The organism is Sporosarcina quadrami, from assembly GCF_014836615.1.
GTDB lineage: Bacteria > Bacillota > Bacilli > Bacillales_A > Planococcaceae > Sporosarcina > Sporosarcina quadrami.
This window is the reverse complement of sequence record NZ_JACSQN010000020.1, coordinates 25,099-42,594: the sequence shown is the minus strand read 5'-3', so window position 1 is coordinate 42,594 and position 17,496 is coordinate 25,099. Positions and strand designations below refer to the sequence as shown.

General features: G+C 43.9%; 13 protein-coding genes. 1 reads left to right on the top strand and 12 read right to left on the bottom strand.

Annotation, left to right across the window (positions count from 1 at the left end):
* Nucleotides 1-104 precede the first annotated feature (104 nt).
* The 7 genes from spoVT to glmU all read right to left on the bottom strand — a co-directional run bounded on the left by spoVT (nt 105) and on the right by glmU (nt 8,335).
* Nucleotides 105-641 carry a stage V sporulation protein T gene (gene spoVT, locus H9649_RS15950; RefSeq protein ID WP_191695894.1) on the bottom strand — a complete coding sequence of 179 codons (537 nt, stop codon included), beginning with the start codon at nt 639-641 and terminating at the stop codon, nt 105-107.
* Nucleotides 642-731: 90 nt separating this feature from the next.
* Nucleotides 732-4,265 (bottom strand): transcription-repair coupling factor, encoded by a 3,534-nt coding sequence (gene mfd / locus H9649_RS15945; protein ID WP_191695893.1) that lies wholly within the window; start codon nt 4,263-4,265, stop codon nt 732-734.
* A gap of 80 nt (nt 4,266-4,345) precedes the next feature.
* Nucleotides 4,346-4,579 carry an anti-sigma-F factor Fin gene (locus H9649_RS15940; protein ID WP_191695892.1) on the bottom strand — a complete coding sequence of 78 codons (234 nt, stop codon included), beginning with the start codon at nt 4,577-4,579 and terminating at the stop codon, nt 4,346-4,348.
* A gap of 56 nt (nt 4,580-4,635) precedes the next feature.
* Complete coding sequence (gene pth, locus H9649_RS15935; RefSeq protein WP_191695891.1) at nt 4,636-5,199, bottom strand: aminoacyl-tRNA hydrolase; 564 nt, start codon at nt 5,197-5,199, stop codon at nt 4,636-4,638.
* Between the two features lie 75 nt (nt 5,200-5,274).
* On the bottom strand, nt 5,275-5,907 hold the full coding sequence (locus tag H9649_RS15930) for a 50S ribosomal protein L25/general stress protein Ctc (RefSeq protein ID WP_191695890.1): 633 nt from the start codon (nt 5,905-5,907) through the stop codon (nt 5,275-5,277).
* Between the two features lie 83 nt (nt 5,908-5,990).
* Entirely contained in the window at nt 5,991-6,950 is a 960-nt protein-coding gene (locus H9649_RS15925) for a ribose-phosphate diphosphokinase (protein WP_191695889.1), read from the bottom strand.
* A gap of 14 nt (nt 6,951-6,964) precedes the next feature.
* Entirely contained in the window at nt 6,965-8,335 is a 1,371-nt protein-coding gene (gene glmU / locus H9649_RS15920) for a bifunctional UDP-N-acetylglucosamine diphosphorylase/glucosamine-1-phosphate N-acetyltransferase GlmU (RefSeq protein ID WP_191695888.1), read from the bottom strand.
* 383 nt (nt 8,336-8,718) lie between these two features.
* Here glmU and rpoN point away from each other — a divergent pair, with 383 nt between their 5' ends.
* Entirely contained in the window at nt 8,719-10,011 is a 1,293-nt protein-coding gene (rpoN, locus tag H9649_RS15915) for an RNA polymerase factor sigma-54 (RefSeq protein WP_191695887.1), read from the top strand.
* 94 nt (nt 10,012-10,105) lie between these two features.
* Here the strand turns inward: rpoN and hutH are convergent, their stop codons facing one another.
* The 5 genes from hutH to hutU all read right to left on the bottom strand — a co-directional run bounded on the left by hutH (nt 10,106) and on the right by hutU (nt 17,444).
* Nucleotides 10,106-11,611, bottom strand: coding sequence for a histidine ammonia-lyase (gene hutH, locus H9649_RS15910; protein WP_191695886.1), 1,506 nt, complete (start codon nt 11,609-11,611; stop codon nt 10,106-10,108).
* 40 nt (nt 11,612-11,651) lie between these two features.
* Nucleotides 11,652-13,001 (bottom strand): Na+/H+ antiporter family protein, encoded by a 1,350-nt coding sequence (locus H9649_RS15905; protein WP_191695885.1) that lies wholly within the window; start codon nt 12,999-13,001, stop codon nt 11,652-11,654.
* Between the two features lie 65 nt (nt 13,002-13,066).
* Nucleotides 13,067-14,239, bottom strand: a complete 1,173-nt coding sequence (locus tag H9649_RS15900; RefSeq protein ID WP_191695884.1) for a M20/M25/M40 family metallo-hydrolase — start codon at nt 14,237-14,239, stop codon at nt 13,067-13,069.
* Between the two features lie 36 nt (nt 14,240-14,275).
* Entirely contained in the window at nt 14,276-15,514 is a 1,239-nt protein-coding gene (hutI, locus tag H9649_RS15895; protein WP_191695883.1) for an imidazolonepropionase, read from the bottom strand.
* A 208-nt stretch (nt 15,515-15,722) separates the two neighbouring features.
* Nucleotides 15,723-17,444 (bottom strand): urocanate hydratase, encoded by a 1,722-nt coding sequence (gene hutU, locus H9649_RS15890; protein ID WP_191695882.1) that lies wholly within the window; start codon nt 17,442-17,444, stop codon nt 15,723-15,725.
* Between the last annotated feature and the right edge of the window lie 52 nt (nt 17,445-17,496).

The following is a 17,496-nucleotide window of genomic DNA, read 5'->3' as shown; positions in this document are numbered from 1 at the left end:
AGTCCGGTTCAGTACCGTCTTCACGCCAGCCAATTAGCTGCGTAATATAAAACTCTAACTTTTAGGGGTCACATCAATCTTTCCCGGTACGTGCAGGCTGTTTTTCATTGTTCCATCTGTTTCGCCAAAAAGTGTGCAGCTGTTTCTGCTGCTTTTTGTTCGGCTTCTCCGATGAAGTGGACTTTCGATAGTAAATAGACGGCGCCGATTGTGTCTCCGCCTGCTACGATTGGAGCGATGCAGTAGGACTTCACTTGCTCGGTTTGACCGGGTACCCATTCCACCGTTTTTTCAAGTTTTTCCGTGACGATCGTGCGGCCTGATAAAATTTCTTCTACATCCGGAGCCAATTGTCGATTTAAATAATCCTTTTTCGATAACCCTGATACGGCGATCATTTCATCTCTGTCGCTGATGAGGGCTGGTGTTCCAAGTGTCTCGTATAATGTTTCTGCGTATTCTCTCGCAAATTGACCAAGCTCGGAAATGGGGGAGTACTTTTTAAGAATTACCTCTCCATCCCTGTCGGTGAAGATTTCAAGCGGATCTCCTTCACGGATACGGAGGGTCCTCCTGATTTCTTTTGGAATGACCACCCTGCCTAAATCATCAATTCTGCGCACGATTCCTGTTGCTTTCATGCATGATGCCTCACTTTCCCGAAAATTGAGTACCGTTTCCCGTTCGGATATAGTATGCATCATGTTTGGACATTTTATGCAACAGAACCTTTAGTCGGCATCAGTTCCTGTTAGCGTCTTTACGGATGCCTGTAAAATCCGCATCATTGCTTCCAGTACATCGAATTCCGTTTGTTTTCCGATATGTCGTTCATCCACCGTAATCATCAGCTTTCCGTCTTCCATCGTGAAGCCGACAGCACGGCCGAAGTTCATCGAATCCGATACAACTTTCGCCCCATCTGTTTTGGCAGTCCCTTCTTGTGACAATCGGATTTCAATAATTGAGCGCTGTTTTTTAATGGAGGTGACGCCTGCCATATGACCCCAGGCCTTAATCCTGCCGACACGCAAGAGCAGATCCGCTTCAAGCGGCAGATCGCCGAAACGGTCGACCATCTCATCGACGAGCTCGGAATAATCCTCTTCGTTTTCAATCGCTTTGACCCGCTTATACATCTGGATCTTCTGGAATCCATCTTTGATATATGAATCTGGTAAATACGCATTGATCGGTAATGAAATTTCTACATCCGGGATATCCGCTTTGACGATGCCCGTCTGTTTCTCTTCAATCGCTTCCTGCAACATCTGTGAATACAAGTCAAAACCGACGGAGTCAATGAAGCCGTGCTGCTGCGAACCGAGCAAGTTACCTGCACCTCGAATAGATAAATCACGCATGGCAATTTTAAAGCCTGATCCGAGTTCCGTGAATTCCTTGATGGCCTGCAGACGGTTTTCAGCTACTTCCGTCAACACTTTATCGCGCTGATAAAGGAAGTAGCTATATGCGACACGGTTGGATCGCCCGACTCGTCCCCGAAGCTGATACAACTGTGATAAGCCCATGCGGTCCGCGTCATGCACGATAAGCGTGTTGACGTTCGGGATGTCAATGCCCGTTTCGATGATTGTCGTTGTGACGAGCACATCGTATTCACCTTCAAGGAAACTTAAGATAACCGATTCAAGTGCCGATTCACCCATCTGTCCGTGCGCAAAAGCGACACGTGCTTCAGGGACGAGCTGCTTGATTTCATCGACTTTCCGCATCATATCCTCAACTCGATTATACAAATAGAACGTTTGTCCACCACGCGCCATTTCACGCTCAATCGCTTCGCGGACAAGTCCGAAATTATGTTCCATGACATACGTCTGGACAGGAAAACGGTTTGCTGGTGGTGTCTCGATGACGGATAAGTCACGGACGCCAAGCATTGACATATGGAGCGTCCTTGGTATTGGCGTTGCCGTCAATGTGAGGACATCCACATTTGTCTTCAACTGTTTCAGTTTTTCTTTATGTGTCACGCCGAATCGTTGCTCTTCATCAACAATCAACAGACCTAAATCTTTATAGACGACATCTTTTGAAAGAAGTCTGTGCGTTCCGACGACCACATCAATCGTTCCCGCCTTCAACCCTTTCAACGTTTCGGTCTGCTCTTTTTTCGTACGGAAGCGGTTCAGTAAAGAAACTTCCACAGGGAATCCGGAAAACCGTTCCTTCATCGTTTCATAATGCTGTTGCGCCAAGATGGTCGTCGGTACGAGGAAGGCCACTTGTTTGCCGTCTCCAACGGCTTTGAACGCAGAACGGATGGCCACTTCCGTTTTGCCATATCCGACATCACCGCAAAGTAAACGGTCCATTGGTCTTTCCCGCTCCATATCACGTTTCACTTCAGCGATGGAGCGGAGCTGGTCATCCGTTTCATCATACGGGAAGGCATTCTCAAAGGAATGCATGAGATCATCGTCTTCTGAAAATGCAAATCCTTTTTCCGCTTCACGCTGGGCGTATAGCTTAATGAGATCATCTGCAATATCTTTGACGGCTGACGACACTTTGCTCTTCGTCTTTTTCCATTCCGCACCGCCAAGCTTATGCAGTTTCGGTTCCTTTTCACCGGAAGCGACGTATTTCTGTATGAGGTCGATCTGATCTGCAGGGACGAACAGCTTATCCTCCCCGCGATAGCGGATGTCGAGGTAATCTTTATGAACGCCACCTACTTCAAGAGTGACAACGCCATAATACTTCCCTATTCCGTGATGGACGTGAACGATATTATCGCCCGGTTTAATTTCCGAATAGCTTTTTATGCGTTCGGCATTGGTCATCTTTTGTGGCCGTGCTTTGCGCTTCGCTTTTACTTTGAATAGTTCCGCATCTGTAATGACGGCGAGACGCTGGAATGGCAGTTCAAATCCTGCGGACAGGTCGCCTTCGATGACGGATAAAACCCCTTCACTCGTTGGCTTGCCGTTAACAGTGGCGGTCATCTCGTAATCTTGCAGGATGGATTGGACTTCCTTTATCCGCTCCTTGCCGTCTGCAACGATGAAGACGTTGAACTTCCCTTGTTTCCATCTTTCCATTTCGTTCGCCAGCAAGTTCATCTGCCCATGGAATTCCTGCATCGGCTTGCAAGAGAATGCAACGGTCTTTTTCAGGACGATGCCAGGAACCGTTCTGACGAATAAGGCTAAATACGCTTTTCGCTGGTCAAGCATTTTATGCATTTCATCAAACGAAAAAGAGATTTTAGCATCATGGACGATTTTGCCCTCTTCAAGAAGCGTCAAGAACCATTCCTTCTCTTCATTTTCAAGTGTTGAGGCCACTTCCACAATCCGGCCGATTTCATCGAAAAGAACTAGTCCGTCCCCGGGAAAATAATCTCCCAAATACGCCGGAATCTGTTCCGCGAATGACATGTACTTCATCATGCCTTCAGGGACGATGCCACTTCTCATAAGATCGATACCCCGCGAGATGTTCTGTGTCAGGTTCTCTTTGACGTCTTCTTTTTTCAATCGCTTCAAACTGGAACGTAATGCTTCTTCCACATTCCCTGCGATATGTGATAAATCTGAAGCCGTCCAGGCATGCTCCGTAACCGGTAAAATGGTTACTTCGTCCAGTTTATCCCTAGAGCGCTGGTCTTCTGCGGAGAACATACGGATTGAGTCGACATCTGTATCGAACAGCTCGATTCTGACGGGATGCTCCGTCGTCAATGGATAGATGTCCAGAATTCCACCACGAAGTGCAAAATCTCCAGGTGCTGTGACCATTTCCTGTCTTGTATAACCCATCTGCACGAGTTTCAGCACCCATTGCTCAACATCAATGCTGTCATCGAGCTTCGTCGATAAGTAATTATTCAACCATTTTTCTTTTGAAGGCAGTAATTTTTTCATGCCAGCGACAGGTGTGATGTAAATTCCTTTTCCAACACGCGCCATATGATCGAGCGTGTCGATACGACTGGAGCGCAGATCAAAACTGGACACGGAAAAATCGGCAGCGATTAATTCTTCTGCCGAATATAGATGAACAAGTGACTCATCAAGCATCTTCACCAAGTCTTCGTATGTACGTTGTGCTTGCAGCATGTTAGCCGTGACAATGAGAATCGGCTGATCGGCTGATTCGTGGACAGCCTTAAAAAAGACGGCCTTCGCTCCGCCTGAAAGGCCAGTGAGCAATTGACGGTCCTGTCCCGCTTGTAATTCGCCAATAACTTTATGAATCTCTTTTTCTTTTATAAATAAATCTATGAGGGCATCCAATGATCATATTCCTCGCTTTATAGTAAATAAATTGAAGTGAAAAAAGCTTTGCGCGCCGTAAAACGCCAAAGCAAAGAGCTCTATTGCAACCACTTCTTCAATGCATAGTAGTCGGGAAACATCGTCAATGACTGTTCACACTGCTCGCAGATGCATCTGACTGTCAATGATCCATCTTCATTGTACTCTAAAAAATGCTCATGCTTGTCTTGTTTCTCAGTTTCTTGCAACTGCTGGATAATTTCACCTGCAGAGCCGAAAGGAATGGAGCCTACCTCCGTATTACAATGCCTGCATGAATAACGGATATTCATAACGTATCATCTACCCTTTTTAACAAAGTATAGGCTAATGAATGATCAATTATTCGTTAAGATCCATTATAGTTGTTCATGACATCTAAAAATGGTCGATCCAACCAGTCGATACAAGCAGCTGCACTTTTCTTCACCATATCATCCAGCAAAGGCTGTTCGTCTTTTGTAAAATTGGATAATACATAATCCGATACTTTCATGCCGTTTGTCGGACGGCCTACACCAATACGAATACGGTTGAATGTATCTGAACCAAGATGGGCAATTAACGACTTCATACCGTTATGTCCGCCAGCACTCCCTTTTTGACGGAGTCGCAACTTGCCTGGAGCAAGATCCAAATCATCATATAGCACGACAATATCTTCAAGATCGACATCGTAATAATCCATGAGAGGTCCGACACATTCGCCGGACAGATTCATGTATGTCAACGGCTTGACGAGCATCACTTTGCCTTCAGGCCGGTGGATGACTGTGTAGGCACCATTGAACTTCATCTGTCCAGCGGGTGCGTTCAACCGGTCTGCCAGTTCATCGATGACATGAAACCCTATGTTATGACGTGTCTTATCGTATTGCTTGCCTGGATTGCCGAGTCCAATAATCATTTTCATGAGTGTCTCTTCCTTTACCTAATACAATGATAAAAAGGGCGCACGATGGAAATGTGCGCTCCTTAATAACTAGTATTATTCTTTGTTATCTTCGCCGATTACTTCAGGTTCTGCATCCGTTGTTTCTGCATCCCCTTCAAGCTCTTCCATTTCTGCTTCCGTACGTGGTGCAGAAATCAGTACAAGACTGTGGTTATCGTCATTCAATATTTCAAACTTGGATTTGTCTCTAATGTCTCCAACAGTAATGGAATCACCGATCCCAAGACCTGATACATCAACGTCAAATGATTCAGGGATGTCGGAAGGTTTAACTTTGATAAGTACTTCAAAGTTTGGCTGTTGTACTGTGCCGCCTTCTTTTTCACCAACAGATTGACCAACGAGATTGACTGAAACTTCAACTTCAAGTTCTTCAGTCATGTTAATCGCCAGGAAGTCTGCGTGACGGATATCACCTTTAAGTGCATCGGCTTGATAGTCGTTTAGAACGACATTCAAGTCTTTCCCGTCAACGTTAAGCTTAATAACACCGTTACGGCCTGTTTCACGCAATGTGAATAACAGATCGCGTTCGCTTACTGCAATCGGGGTAGATTCTGTTTTATATCCATAAACGACGGAAGGGATGAACCCTTCGTTTCTAAGTGCTGATAGTGCTGATCTTGTCTTTACTTCTCTCGATTTCGACTGAATGGCTGTACTCATTTGTTTAGTCACCTTTCCTTGAAAAAGTTATTCTATTCTCTTGAAATACCCAAAAACAGACGACGTTAAACTAACTTGCTTGCTTATTCAAACAGTGTGCTGACAGATTTCTTTTCAAACACACGGATAACTGCCTCGCCAAGTAATTTGGCAATCGATAGTTGTTTGATTTTTGGAGACTTTTTGTCTTCCGGCAATTCGATGGAGTTCGTAATGATCAATTCCTTAATACGTGAATTGTCGATTCGCTCGATTGCAGGTCCGGATAACACCGGATGTGTACAGCAAGCGTACACTTCCTTTGCGCCGCTTTCGATAATCGCGTTCGCTGCGATTGTAATCGTGCCAGCTGTATCAATAATATCGTCGATTAGAATCGCTGTTTTACCTTCTACATTTCCGACAATGTTCATTACTTCAGCTACGTTCGGGCGTGGACGACGCTTGTCGATGATTGCGATTGGCGCTTTCATGCGATCTGCCATTTTACGAGCTCTTGTAACGCCACCATGGTCCGGAGATACGATAACAAGATCGTCTCCTTCAAGACCTTTCCCTTTGAAATATTCAGTAAGGATCGGTTCTGCTACTAGGTGATCGATCGGAATGTCAAAGAATCCTTGAATTTGTGGTGCATGTAGATCGATCGCAATAACTCTGTCAGCTCCAGCTTTCTCAAGCAGGTTTGCTACCAATTTTGCAGTGATCGGTTCACGTGAACGCGCTTTTCGGTCTTGACGTGCATAGCCATAGTAAGGCATGACAACGTTGATTGAACGGGCAGATGCTCGCATTAAAGCGTCAATCATGATGAGTAGCTCCATCAGGTTATCATTGACTGGTTTGGAGGTCGACTGGATGACGAAGACATCACAGCCTCGGATACTTTCTTCGATGTTAATTTGAATTTCTCCATCGCTGAAACGTTTGACAGAGCACTTGCCTAGCGGGCGTCCAATTTCGTCCGCCACTTCTTGTGCAAGTGATTGGTTTGAATTCAATGAGAATATTTTAAGTTTATCATTAGGATAATGATTAGCCATCATGGTCCCCCTGGTTAGTTAAGATTTAGTTTCGTTGCGTATCCTTCTTTATTCTCCTGGCGCGCACGCCCAATTGCAAGTGAATTTTCTGGGACATCTTTTGTAATCGTCGATCCAGCTGCTACATAAGCGCCGTTCCCGACTGTCACAGGTGCCACCAAATTCGAATTACAACCAATAAAAGCGTCATTACCGACGGTCGTCTTGTGCTTATTCTTGCCGTCGTAGTTCACCGTGATCGTTCCACAGCCGATATTGACATGAGTGCCAATTTCCGCATCACCGATATAGCTAAGATGTGATACCTTGCTTCCCTCACCTAACTTGGACTTTTTAACTTCGACAAAATTGCCGATTTTTACATTGTCGCTGAGATTGGAATCCGGACGGATATGTGCGAACGGGCCTACTGTCGTACTTGAACCCAGTGTGCTGTCCAGTACAACTGACGAATGAACGGTCGTGTGGTTGCCAATTACACTGTTGGCAATATGTGTATTCGGTCCGAGCAAGCATTTTTCACCAATGGTCGTTTTGCCTTCAATCATCGTCCCTGGCTGAATGACAGTATCGCGTCCAATTTCAGCATCAGCACTAATATAACTGCTGCTTGGATCGATAATTGTTACGCCATTGCGCATATGCTTTTCAGCAATACGATGACGCATCACTTTTTCTGCTTCTGCCAAAATGACACGATCATTAATACCGATCGTTTCACTGAAGTCATCTGTGACATAGGCAGAAATCAGTTCATTCTCAGCTTTCAGGATGCCGATGACGTCGGGAAGATAATATTCGCCTTGTGCGTTATCATTCTTCACCTTTTTCAATGTGTCGAATAACGCACGATTATCAAAACAGTATGTGCCGGTATTGATTTCCGTCACTTTTTGTTCTTCAGGCGTTGCATCTTTGTGCTCGATGTTACGAAGGACATTGCCTTTCGCGTCCCGAATGATGCGTCCGTATCCTGTAGGATCATCTGCATGGGCGGTAAGGATTGTCGCTTTCGCTTTCGTCTCTGTATGGTGTGCAATCAATGCCTGCATCGTTTCAGACTTGATGAGTGGTGTGTCTCCACAAATGACGAGTGTGACACCATCAAGGGCAGCTAGCTCTTTTTCAGCCTGCTGGACTGCATGAGCAGTACCTAATTGTTCTTCCTGTAAGGCAAAAACGCTTTGGTCTCCAAGTGTCTCTTCCACCATTTCCGCACCATGTCCGACGATCGTGACAATCTTATCGGCACCGATTCCACGAACATGGTCGACGACATGCTTGACCATCGGTTTCCCACATACAGGATGCAATACTTTATATAAATCGGACTTCATCCTCGTTCCTTGTCCTGCAGCAAGGACGACGGCATATGTATTCGTCATGTGCTGGCCCCCATCCATAATTTCATTACTCACTATAGCTGAAAATACTAGTAATTTCAACTATATCCCCTTGACAATTCGTCTTGTTTCTTTTAATATTATTGTTTTATTTTTTATGGAAACAAATGTGAATTTAATTCGGAGTTCATGATTATGATAGAATTTATGAATCAGTTCCGCCACATACCAACGATTGATTATTATCGCAGGAGTATAGAACTAGTAAAATCCCTTCTTCAAGAAAATTCGTATTCCTTATGATTTATTATTCAGAATCTTCAAGTTCCTGTTCCGTTTGTGATTGATTTTGTTGTATAATAGATGTTGTAAGTTGTAAGCGTTTACATACAGAATTTATATTTTATAGAATGAAGGGGATACCTATGGAACTTAGTGTGAAACAAAAACAAGAGCTTAGTTTAGGCATGTCCTTTCAGTTAGGGCAAGCTATAGAATTGTTGCAGTATTCCACTTATGACCTTCACCAATATATAAAGGAGCAAGAACTGGAAAATCCTCTAATTGAATTAAAGGAAACGTATCAAGATAATTTCTTTGATGCCGGATTAAAAGGAAAGGCATCTCACACTTCCACACATCTGATCGATGAAGCGAAAAGCAATGAACAAGGATTGAGAGAGGCGTTGTTTGAACAAGCCAAGCTGCTATGCAGTGAAGACAATGAGCAGCAGCTACTTTTCTATCTAATCCATAACCTGAACGATAGCGGTTATCTTTGCTTAACCGATAAGGAACCTTTCGACGAGACAACCATTGAAAAGGGGGTTCATCTACTCCAACAAATTGGACCTATCGGTATAGGGGCAAGGAGTTTGAAAGAATGTCTGCTATTGCAGATTACTTACAATCATCCGGAAGAAACAAGTGCCAAGATAATAATTGAGCAATATCTGGAGTTCTTAGCAGATCGAAAATGGAATGAGATTGCGCGGGCTATGCAGATTCCATTATCAGAAGTGAAAAGAGCCCAAGACTTCATTAAGACGCTAAATCCGAAGCCTTGCTCAGGGCTGTTCGACTATTCCATCGAATATGTAAAGCCAGATATCGTTGTCGAAATGAAGGAAGATAAGTTGGTTTATTATCTTAATGAAGCAGATCTACCCGAAATACATTTTAAAAATCCTTACACAGAGTTCGGTTCCAATAAAGATGAAACGACTAAATATATTAGCAATCGTTACAATCACTTTAAATGGTTGTTGCAAAGCATTGAACAAAGACGTTTGACTATCCTTAAAGTCGTTGAAGTGCTCATCGCAAAGCAAGAACGTTTTTTCAAGGAAGGCTTCCAGTCTTTAATGCCTTTGACCTTAAAGGATATCGCTATTGAAATAGGGATGCATGAATCCACTGTCAGTAGGGCGACGATGAATAAGGTCATCCAAACCCCTTGGGGAGCCTTTGACTTGCGCCTGCTATTCACTTCAAAGCTGGAGAAGGCTGACGGGACATCTGTTTCCCAGATGGAAGTGAAAACGATTTTAGAGACGATCATTGAAAAGGAGAACAAAATAAAGCCTCTCTCCGATCAACAAATATCCAATTGGTTTTCGAACGAAAAAGGGATCACCATTGCAAGACGAACAATTAGCAAGTACAGGGATGAACTCAATATTCCCCCCGCGAGCCAGCGTAAAGAAATTATTGTGTAAAGTAGGTTGATTGTTTCTTATTGGGCAACGATAACTATTATTGAACATAAAAGCCAAGTCCCCAATAAATTCGGACTTGGCTTTTTTTCATTTTTTATTTCAAATCATCTGCACGAAGAATATATTGTGCCAGTTCTTCCATTTGGTCTGAGATTGCACGATCCCCTTCTAACGGCGGGCATATTTCTCTAACAATCTCAAGATACTTTCTAGTCGCGGGAGCCAGTTGGTTTTCCGCCTTCTCCAAGTAAATCGCTTGTGATGCACAAATCAGTTCAATCGCGATAACACGCGCACTATTGTGGATGATATCACGAGCTTGTCTTGAGCCGATCGTCCCCATGCTGACGTGGTCTTCTTGGTTTGCAGATGTAGGAATTGAATCGACGCTTGCCGGGTGAGCGAGCACTTTATTTTCGGACACAAGCGCAGCGGCTGCGTATTGCGCTACCATTAATCCGCATTCCAAACCTGGATCTGTCGCTAAGAAAGGGGACAATCCGCTTAATTGAGGATTTACAAGGCGCTCTGTTCTTCTTTCCGAAATATTAGCCCATTCCGCCGCGCCTACCTTCAAGAAGTCCATTGCCAGGGCGATTGGTTGTCCATGAAAATGTCCTCCTGAAATAATTTCGCCGTTCTCTAAAATAATTGGATTATCCGTTGCAGAGTTAATCTCCACTTTCAGTCGATCTTCTACATAATTGAATGCTTGCCATGATGCTCCATGGACCTGTGGTATACAACGGATTGAATATGCGTCTTGCATACGCACTTCCCCTTGGTGGGTAATCCTTTTACTTCCTTCCAGCCATTTTCGCATCCGGGAAGCTACAACTTCCAGCTCAGGATGAGGGCGTACTGCCAATAAGTCCGGATCGAATGCTGAGATGATGCCTTGAAGCGCTTCCATCGTTAAACATGCAGCCATATCTGCAGCAAGACCGACACGCTCCGCTTCATTCAATGCAACAACACCAACACTTGTCATTGCCTGTGTTCCATTTATGAGCGCAAGACCTTCTTTCGCTTCCAATGAAACTGGTTTCAAGCCAGCACGCTTCAATGCTTCGCCGCCCTGCAAGACTTCTCCCTCGTACTCTGCTTTTCCTTCACCGACCAACACGATAGCAACATGGGATAGCGGTGCCAAATCTCCACTTGCACCTACTGATCCTTTACAAGGTACGACAGGATGAACACCTTTATTGATCATTTCAACCAATAACTGAAGTGTTTCTTCTTTAATACCGGAGAATCCTTTTGCAAGAGCATTTGCCCTCAGAATCATCATTGCTCTGACAACAGGTTTTGGTAATGGCTCACCGACTCCTACTGCATCAGCACGTAATAAGTTCAATTGTAATTTTGCAATATCCTCTTTTTCAATCTCAATATCACTTAGTTTTCCGAAACCCGTATTGACACCATAAATGACTTTCCCGTCCCTCAGTTGCTTTTCAATCCGCTCCCGACTTGCACGTACCCTTTCTAAATCCGCTTCTGGAATAACGACTTTGACTTCTCCATAAACAACGCTTTCAATCTTCTTTCGATCGAGCGTCCGTCCATCCAATTCGATTACTTTTTCATGATTCATGCCAATCCACTCCCTTTATAATCTGTTGTGCAAATGTTCCTTATAAGATCATTGCTGCAATAATCCCGAAGATAAACAACGGAATATTATAGTGGATAAAAGTCGGTACACATGTATCCCATATATGGTCATGCTTCCCATCCGCATTTAATCCAGAAGTTGGCCCAAGTGTACTATCAGATGCAGGCGATCCCGCATCTCCCAATGCCCCCGCCGTCCCAAGCAATGCGACTGTTGCTAATGGACTGAAGCCCATTAACGCACAAAGTGGAACGAATACTGCGGCCAAAATCGGAATTGTACCGAATGATGTACCAATCCCCATCGTCACTAATAGCCCAATAGACAGAAGAACAACCGCTCCAAGCAGTTTACTATCTCCAATCAACGAGTCAACCGCAGTGACTAAGTCTGTCACTGCCCCTGTTTCTTTCAGGATAGTCGCATAGCCTGAAGCGATAAGCATGACGAACGCAATTGCCCCCATCAGCATCACACCTTTTTGTACAACTGTCTCACCATCTTGCAAAGTGACGATACGTCCTGCAAACATGATGATGATTCCTGCCATAGCTCCCACAACTAGAGATCCAACGAGAATTTGGGTTACTAACGCAGCAACGATAGCAGCGATTGTGATACCATCTTTTACTTGTAATTTACGTTTCACCCTTTCTTCGCTTGTAGCCCCTATTTCCGCAAGGGCTACTGTTTGTGCGATAGCGGGATCTGATTCATGCTTAGTTTCATTTGAATAATCCCTAGGTTTCCGATACGTAATGAAAACGGCGATGAATAAACCTACAAACATTCCAACAGCCGGTAGAGCCATTGCCAAAGGAATTTGAGAAAGGGATACCGGCATACCGTTTGCTTCCATCTCACGCGCGATAATACCATGGAATATGAGTCCATATCCTGCAGGTATTAAAATATAGGGCATTTTGAGTCCAAATGTCAAAGCGCTCGCTATTGCTCTTCTATCAATTTTCAAGTGATCAAAGAATAGTAATAACGGTGGTATCAAGATTGGGATAAACGCGATGTGTACAGGTATTAAGTTACCTGATAAACATGTCAATCCGGCTATTATGAATACTAGCGCATATTTACTTGTTTTTTTCATGCCAAGTAATTTGTCGATTAGTATTGTAGTGATTCCAGAGTGAGCTATCATCGCTGCGAAGATACCGAGCAAAATATAGCTTAATGCCGTTTCAGATTGTCCACCCATTCCACCGATAAAGGTAGATACAGTTTCCTTTACAGACAAGTTTGCTGTCAAACCGGCAACTAGGGTAGCCATTATCAATGCGAAAAGGACATGGACCCTACACAAGCTTAATACCGTTAATACGATTACGGAGATGACAACAGGGTTTGTAAGCATCAAACCCCTCCTTTTGATTGGAATGGTATTCTATTTTGTGACGTTCTCCTTAGTCCTGCTTGCTATCATTTTGCTTGTTTATGGGCCTCATACCATTGTTCGATCAGCCCAGCAGTCAACCTGCCGGTATTCACCAAGTTATCTACACTGATACACTCTCTAAAGGAATGAATGTTTTGGAATCCATTTCCTAATGTGATGCATGTAAGCCCATTTTCATTTAAAACATTTGTGTCGGCTCCGCCTAATGTTTCAGTTGTATACGGTTTTACATCGATGTTGTGAGATGCCGCTTTAACCGTTGTCGTTAAAACATGGTCTGTCGGAATATCAAATCCGCTGTATTTCTTTTCAATTTTCACATTCACCTTACCGCCGCTAGCAGAAGCCGCTTCTTGCATTGCCTCTTCCATCTGCTTTAGCTGCTTGTCCAATTTCTCCTTTGAGAAGCTGCGGACTTCTCCTGCGACTGTTACAGAACCCGGGATGATGGATGTCAATTCTCCGCCTTTTAAAATTCCTATATTCGCAAGTGTCTCTTCGTCGATTTCACCAAGATTCATGTTCAATAAACCTTTTGCAGCAATAAGGAAAGCACTATTCCCTTCTTCCGCATTTAATGCAATATGTGCTGCATTCCCTTCAACCTCCATCCAGATTCTGCTACTGTATGGCCCCTTTAAAATGATCTGCCCAACATCTCCGCTACTATCGAAAATATAACCTGCTTCACTTTTCACCTTGGTATAATCCATATATCTTGCTCCAACCAAACCGGGTTGCTCATTCACCGTCAATACGAATTCAATCGGTCCATGCGGGACGCCGCTTTCAATGACAGCCCGTACCGCTTCCAAGTAGGATGCTAGCGCAGCCCTATCGTCCGCTCCCAAGATTGTTGTTCCGTCTGAATGGATGACACCATCTTTAATGACCGGCTTCAATCCCTCCGTCGGTAGCACTGTATCCATATGTGTTGAGAAAAACAAAGGTGGTATCGACGAATCTGTTCCTTCCCGCCAAGCGATCAAGTTTCCGACTTCTCCATCGAAGTTTTTATGGGCATCATCAAATTCAAGCGTAAAACCGAGTTCGGGTAATGCTTTGATTAGATAGTCCGCCACTAATTGTTCTTTGGTGCTTGGACCATTAATCTTTGCAAGTTCTAGGAAAAGATCTGTTAACCGTTTCTCATCCACTTTCGCTGCCGCTATAGAAGTTGATTGACTGTTTACCATTAAAAATTCCTCCCTAATAATAGTGATGAATTGCCGTTATCGACTTACGACGACTTTCCCGTCTTTAATGACGGTCTCTACAATATTCGTGCCAAGTTCATAGGCAATATGCTTGTATGTAGGAATATCCCAAATTTGCAAGTCCGCTAGCTTTCCGGCTTGTATGACACCGCGGTCGTGTAAGTCAAGAGCACATGCTCCACCATAAGTTGCGGCTTTTATGGCTTCTTCCACCGTGAATTTATACAAGCGGCACGCTAGATTAATGACAAATTGCATAGACTCTGTATAACATGCAGGGCAAAGGTCGGTTGCTAATGCAATATTCATCCCCAAGTCAAGCATCTTCCTGGCATCGAAAGGTTTCTTATGACCGACAGCAAAGTCCAGAGCGGGCATCAAAACCCCCGTCACATTCGATTTTGCAAGCTTCTCCATCACTTCGACAGGCGTATAGTTAAGATGATCGACTGAAACCATGTTCATCTTCACGGCCAGGTCTGAACCGCCGATATAGGAATACGCATCTGCATGCAACTTAGGCTTCATCCCGTAAGCTAGTGCAGCCTGAAGTATCTTCCTTGATTCTTCGGCTGTATAATAGCCGTCATCACACCATGCATCACAAAACTCCGCTAATTTCCTTTCGCCTACCTGTGGAATCATCTCGTTGATGATAGTATCCAAGTAGTCTTCCTTCGAGACACCATCCGGAAAACCATGTGCACCTAAGAATGTATTCAACACATCCACTGGTGTTTCCCTATCAAGCCTCCTGCCCACTTCTAGAATTTTAATTTCACTTTCAGTCGTCAGCCCGTAGCCACTTTTACTTTCAATCGTTGTCATTCCATACTCCAGCATAGATAGCATTCTTTTCTTCGACTGTTGGAACAAGTCCTCTTCTGATGCATGACGTGTCAATTCAATTGTACGGTTTGGACCTGTTGTAATACCAAGCTCTTTCAGCATCTCTGGATCATTACCGGTCAGTTTAGCCGCATATTCTTCGACGCGTGTACCATTGAAGACAAGATGTGTATGCGAATCGACAAAGCCTGGGGCAATAACTTTCCCACTCGCATCTAACAATTCTGCATTATCCAAGTCGAAATTATTGCGAATATTATCTTCCGATCCAACTCCGACAATTCTTTTATTACAAATGGCAATCCATGCATCACGTATAACGCCAATATCTTTCATACCACCTCCTAGACAGGTGATCGCTTCTGCAGCATTGCAAATTAGTAAATCCACTTTTGTTTTCACCATGGGTTTCCTTCCTCCTTTGTTAATGAAACTTTGGCTCCTCTTACAAGAACAAAAATGTAAGCGGTGCCATGGATTGTTTCATATTCACATAGTTGAAACACCACTTTAAATTGAGAAGGGGCTACGTAATAAATTATAGCCATAGCCCCTAATTCTCTTTTCAATAAGTTTTGGTATATTGATTCCGATGAAGAAACAATACCTTCAATTATGATTTAACAGAACTTTTCTTTAAGTCTTTTGGACCGAATGTGGCCTCGCGTTTCCACCATAGTGGGATCTGGATACTTTCCTCGGTTAATTTACCTTTACCATTCGCAACATCTTGAGCAGTTTCATAACCAGCTTGTGCATGGCGAACTACACCGATTCCTGAGTCGACTGTCATTGCGACTTCAAGTCTCATATCAGATTCCGCAGTCCCATCTGCAATCATTGTTACACCTGTATGGACCGCTTCACCCATTGAATAGTTCGCTTGAATTGCGATCAAATCACACATACCAACGGCGTTCAATAGACCGTTCAACATCGGCCAGTCAGAGATCAAATCACTGCCATCTTTCATATTTTCGGATTCAAATGTCGGGTTAACGATTGAACCGGAGTCAAGGTTATCACGTGAGAACGCAACCGGTCCCTTCAATTCGCCTCGGCGAACCATGTCATTGACTTCGAGTGCGAATTTTTTACGCTGTCCAAAGCCCATGTAACAAATACGTGCCGGTAGAGCTTCAATCGGAATATGCTCTTTCGCAAGCTTTATCCAGCGTGTTACTAAGTAATCATCTGCAAATTTCTCCAAGATCATGTCATCAATTTTTCTTAGATCGTCCGCATCACCTGATAGACAAATCCAACGGAATGGTCCACGTCCTTCACAGAATAAGGGGCGGAGGTATTCAGCAACGAACCCTGGTAAACGTTTCGCTTCCTTCTCATCCATGCCAGCGTCCATACATTCTTTCCGGTGGCTAGTTCCGTACTCAAATGCGTGCACACCTTCATCCATGAACTGGATAAGCGCTTTCAATTCACGAATCATTGTTTCGCGGCCCTTTTGCAAATACAGATTACGATCAGTGTCACGAAGATGTTCTGCTTCTTCCACTGTGTAGCCTGAAGGAAGATAAGAGATCGGATCATGTCCAGGAGTCATAGATGTAGCAATGTCCGGACGGAAATCGCTTGCAAGAACTTGTTCAAAGATATCAGCTGCGTTTCCTACGACTGCAATACCAAGTGGTTTGCCTGCTGCTGCATATTCTTTTGCTTTTACGATTGCAGCTTCCAATGAGGGTGCAAGTTCATCGATAAATCCTTTTTCAATACGTCGGTTGATGATTTCCACGTTAGAGTCAACTAGGATACAAACACCGCCATGCATTGTCATCGCTCGAGTTTGATTACCGCCCATTCCGCCTGCTCCAGCTGTTAAGAGGATTTTACCGACAAGTGAGTCATTGTAGTGAAGGCGTGCGATTGCCGAAAGTGTTTCAAATGTACCTTGGATAACACCTTGTGTTCCTATGTACTCCCAAGGAGCCGCAGTATAATTCGCATAAATTGTTAAGTTCTTATCTTGCAGGTCATAGAATGTCGGCCAATCGGCCTTCATAATGTTTGTTGTCGCCATAACAACTGTAGGAGCATATTTGTGAGTTTTGAAAACAGCTACTGGCATACCGGATTGAACAACAAGAGTTTCATCATCTTCCAACTCTTTAAGTGATTTGACGATTGCATGGTATGATTCCCAGTTACGTGCCGCTTTACCGATTCCTCCATAAATGACTAGCTCTTCAGGTTTTTCAGCGTTCTCCATATTGTTTTCAAGCATTCGTAGGATTGATTCCTGTCTCCATCCTTTACAGCGCAGTTCAGGACCTCTTTGCGCTTTAACTGAGTATAAAATTTCTGGTGTTGTCATAATGTTCTCCTCCTAAGTAAAATGTTTTTTTGTTTCTCACTCCTTTATATTG

What these genes read in the sequence shown, in the direction of transcription:
- hutU (WP_191695882.1), bottom strand. Translation starts at nt 17,444, where the DNA reads ATGACAACACCAGAAATTTTATACTCAGTTAAAGCGCAAAGAGGTCCT.
- rpoN (WP_191695887.1), top strand. Translation starts at nt 8,719, where the DNA reads ATGGAACTTAGTGTGAAACAAAAACAAGAGCTTAGTTTAGGCATGTCC.
- hutH (WP_191695886.1), bottom strand. Translation starts at nt 11,611, where the DNA reads ATGAATCATGAAAAAGTAATCGAATTGGATGGACGGACGCTCGATCGA.
- hutI (WP_191695883.1), bottom strand. Translation starts at nt 15,514, where the DNA reads ATGGTGAAAACAAAAGTGGATTTACTAATTTGCAATGCTGCAGAAGCG.
- H9649_RS15940 (WP_191695892.1), bottom strand. Translation starts at nt 4,579, where the DNA reads ATGAATATCCGTTATTCATGCAGGCATTGTAATACGGAGGTAGGCTCC.
- glmU (WP_191695888.1), bottom strand. Translation starts at nt 8,335, where the DNA reads ATGACGAATACATATGCCGTCGTCCTTGCTGCAGGACAAGGAACGAGG.
- H9649_RS15905 (WP_191695885.1), bottom strand. Translation starts at nt 13,001, where the DNA reads ATGCTTACAAACCCTGTTGTCATCTCCGTAATCGTATTAACGGTATTA.
- H9649_RS15925 (WP_191695889.1), bottom strand. Translation starts at nt 6,950, where the DNA reads ATGGCTAATCATTATCCTAATGATAAACTTAAAATATTCTCATTGAAT.
- H9649_RS15930 (WP_191695890.1), bottom strand. Translation starts at nt 5,907, where the DNA reads ATGAGTACAGCCATTCAGTCGAAATCGAGAGAAGTAAAGACAAGATCA.
- pth (WP_191695891.1), bottom strand. Translation starts at nt 5,199, where the DNA reads ATGAAAATGATTATTGGACTCGGCAATCCAGGCAAGCAATACGATAAG.
- H9649_RS15900 (WP_191695884.1), bottom strand. Translation starts at nt 14,239, where the DNA reads ATGGTAAACAGTCAATCAACTTCTATAGCGGCAGCGAAAGTGGATGAG.
- spoVT (WP_191695894.1), bottom strand. Translation starts at nt 641, where the DNA reads ATGAAAGCAACAGGAATCGTGCGCAGAATTGATGATTTAGGCAGGGTG.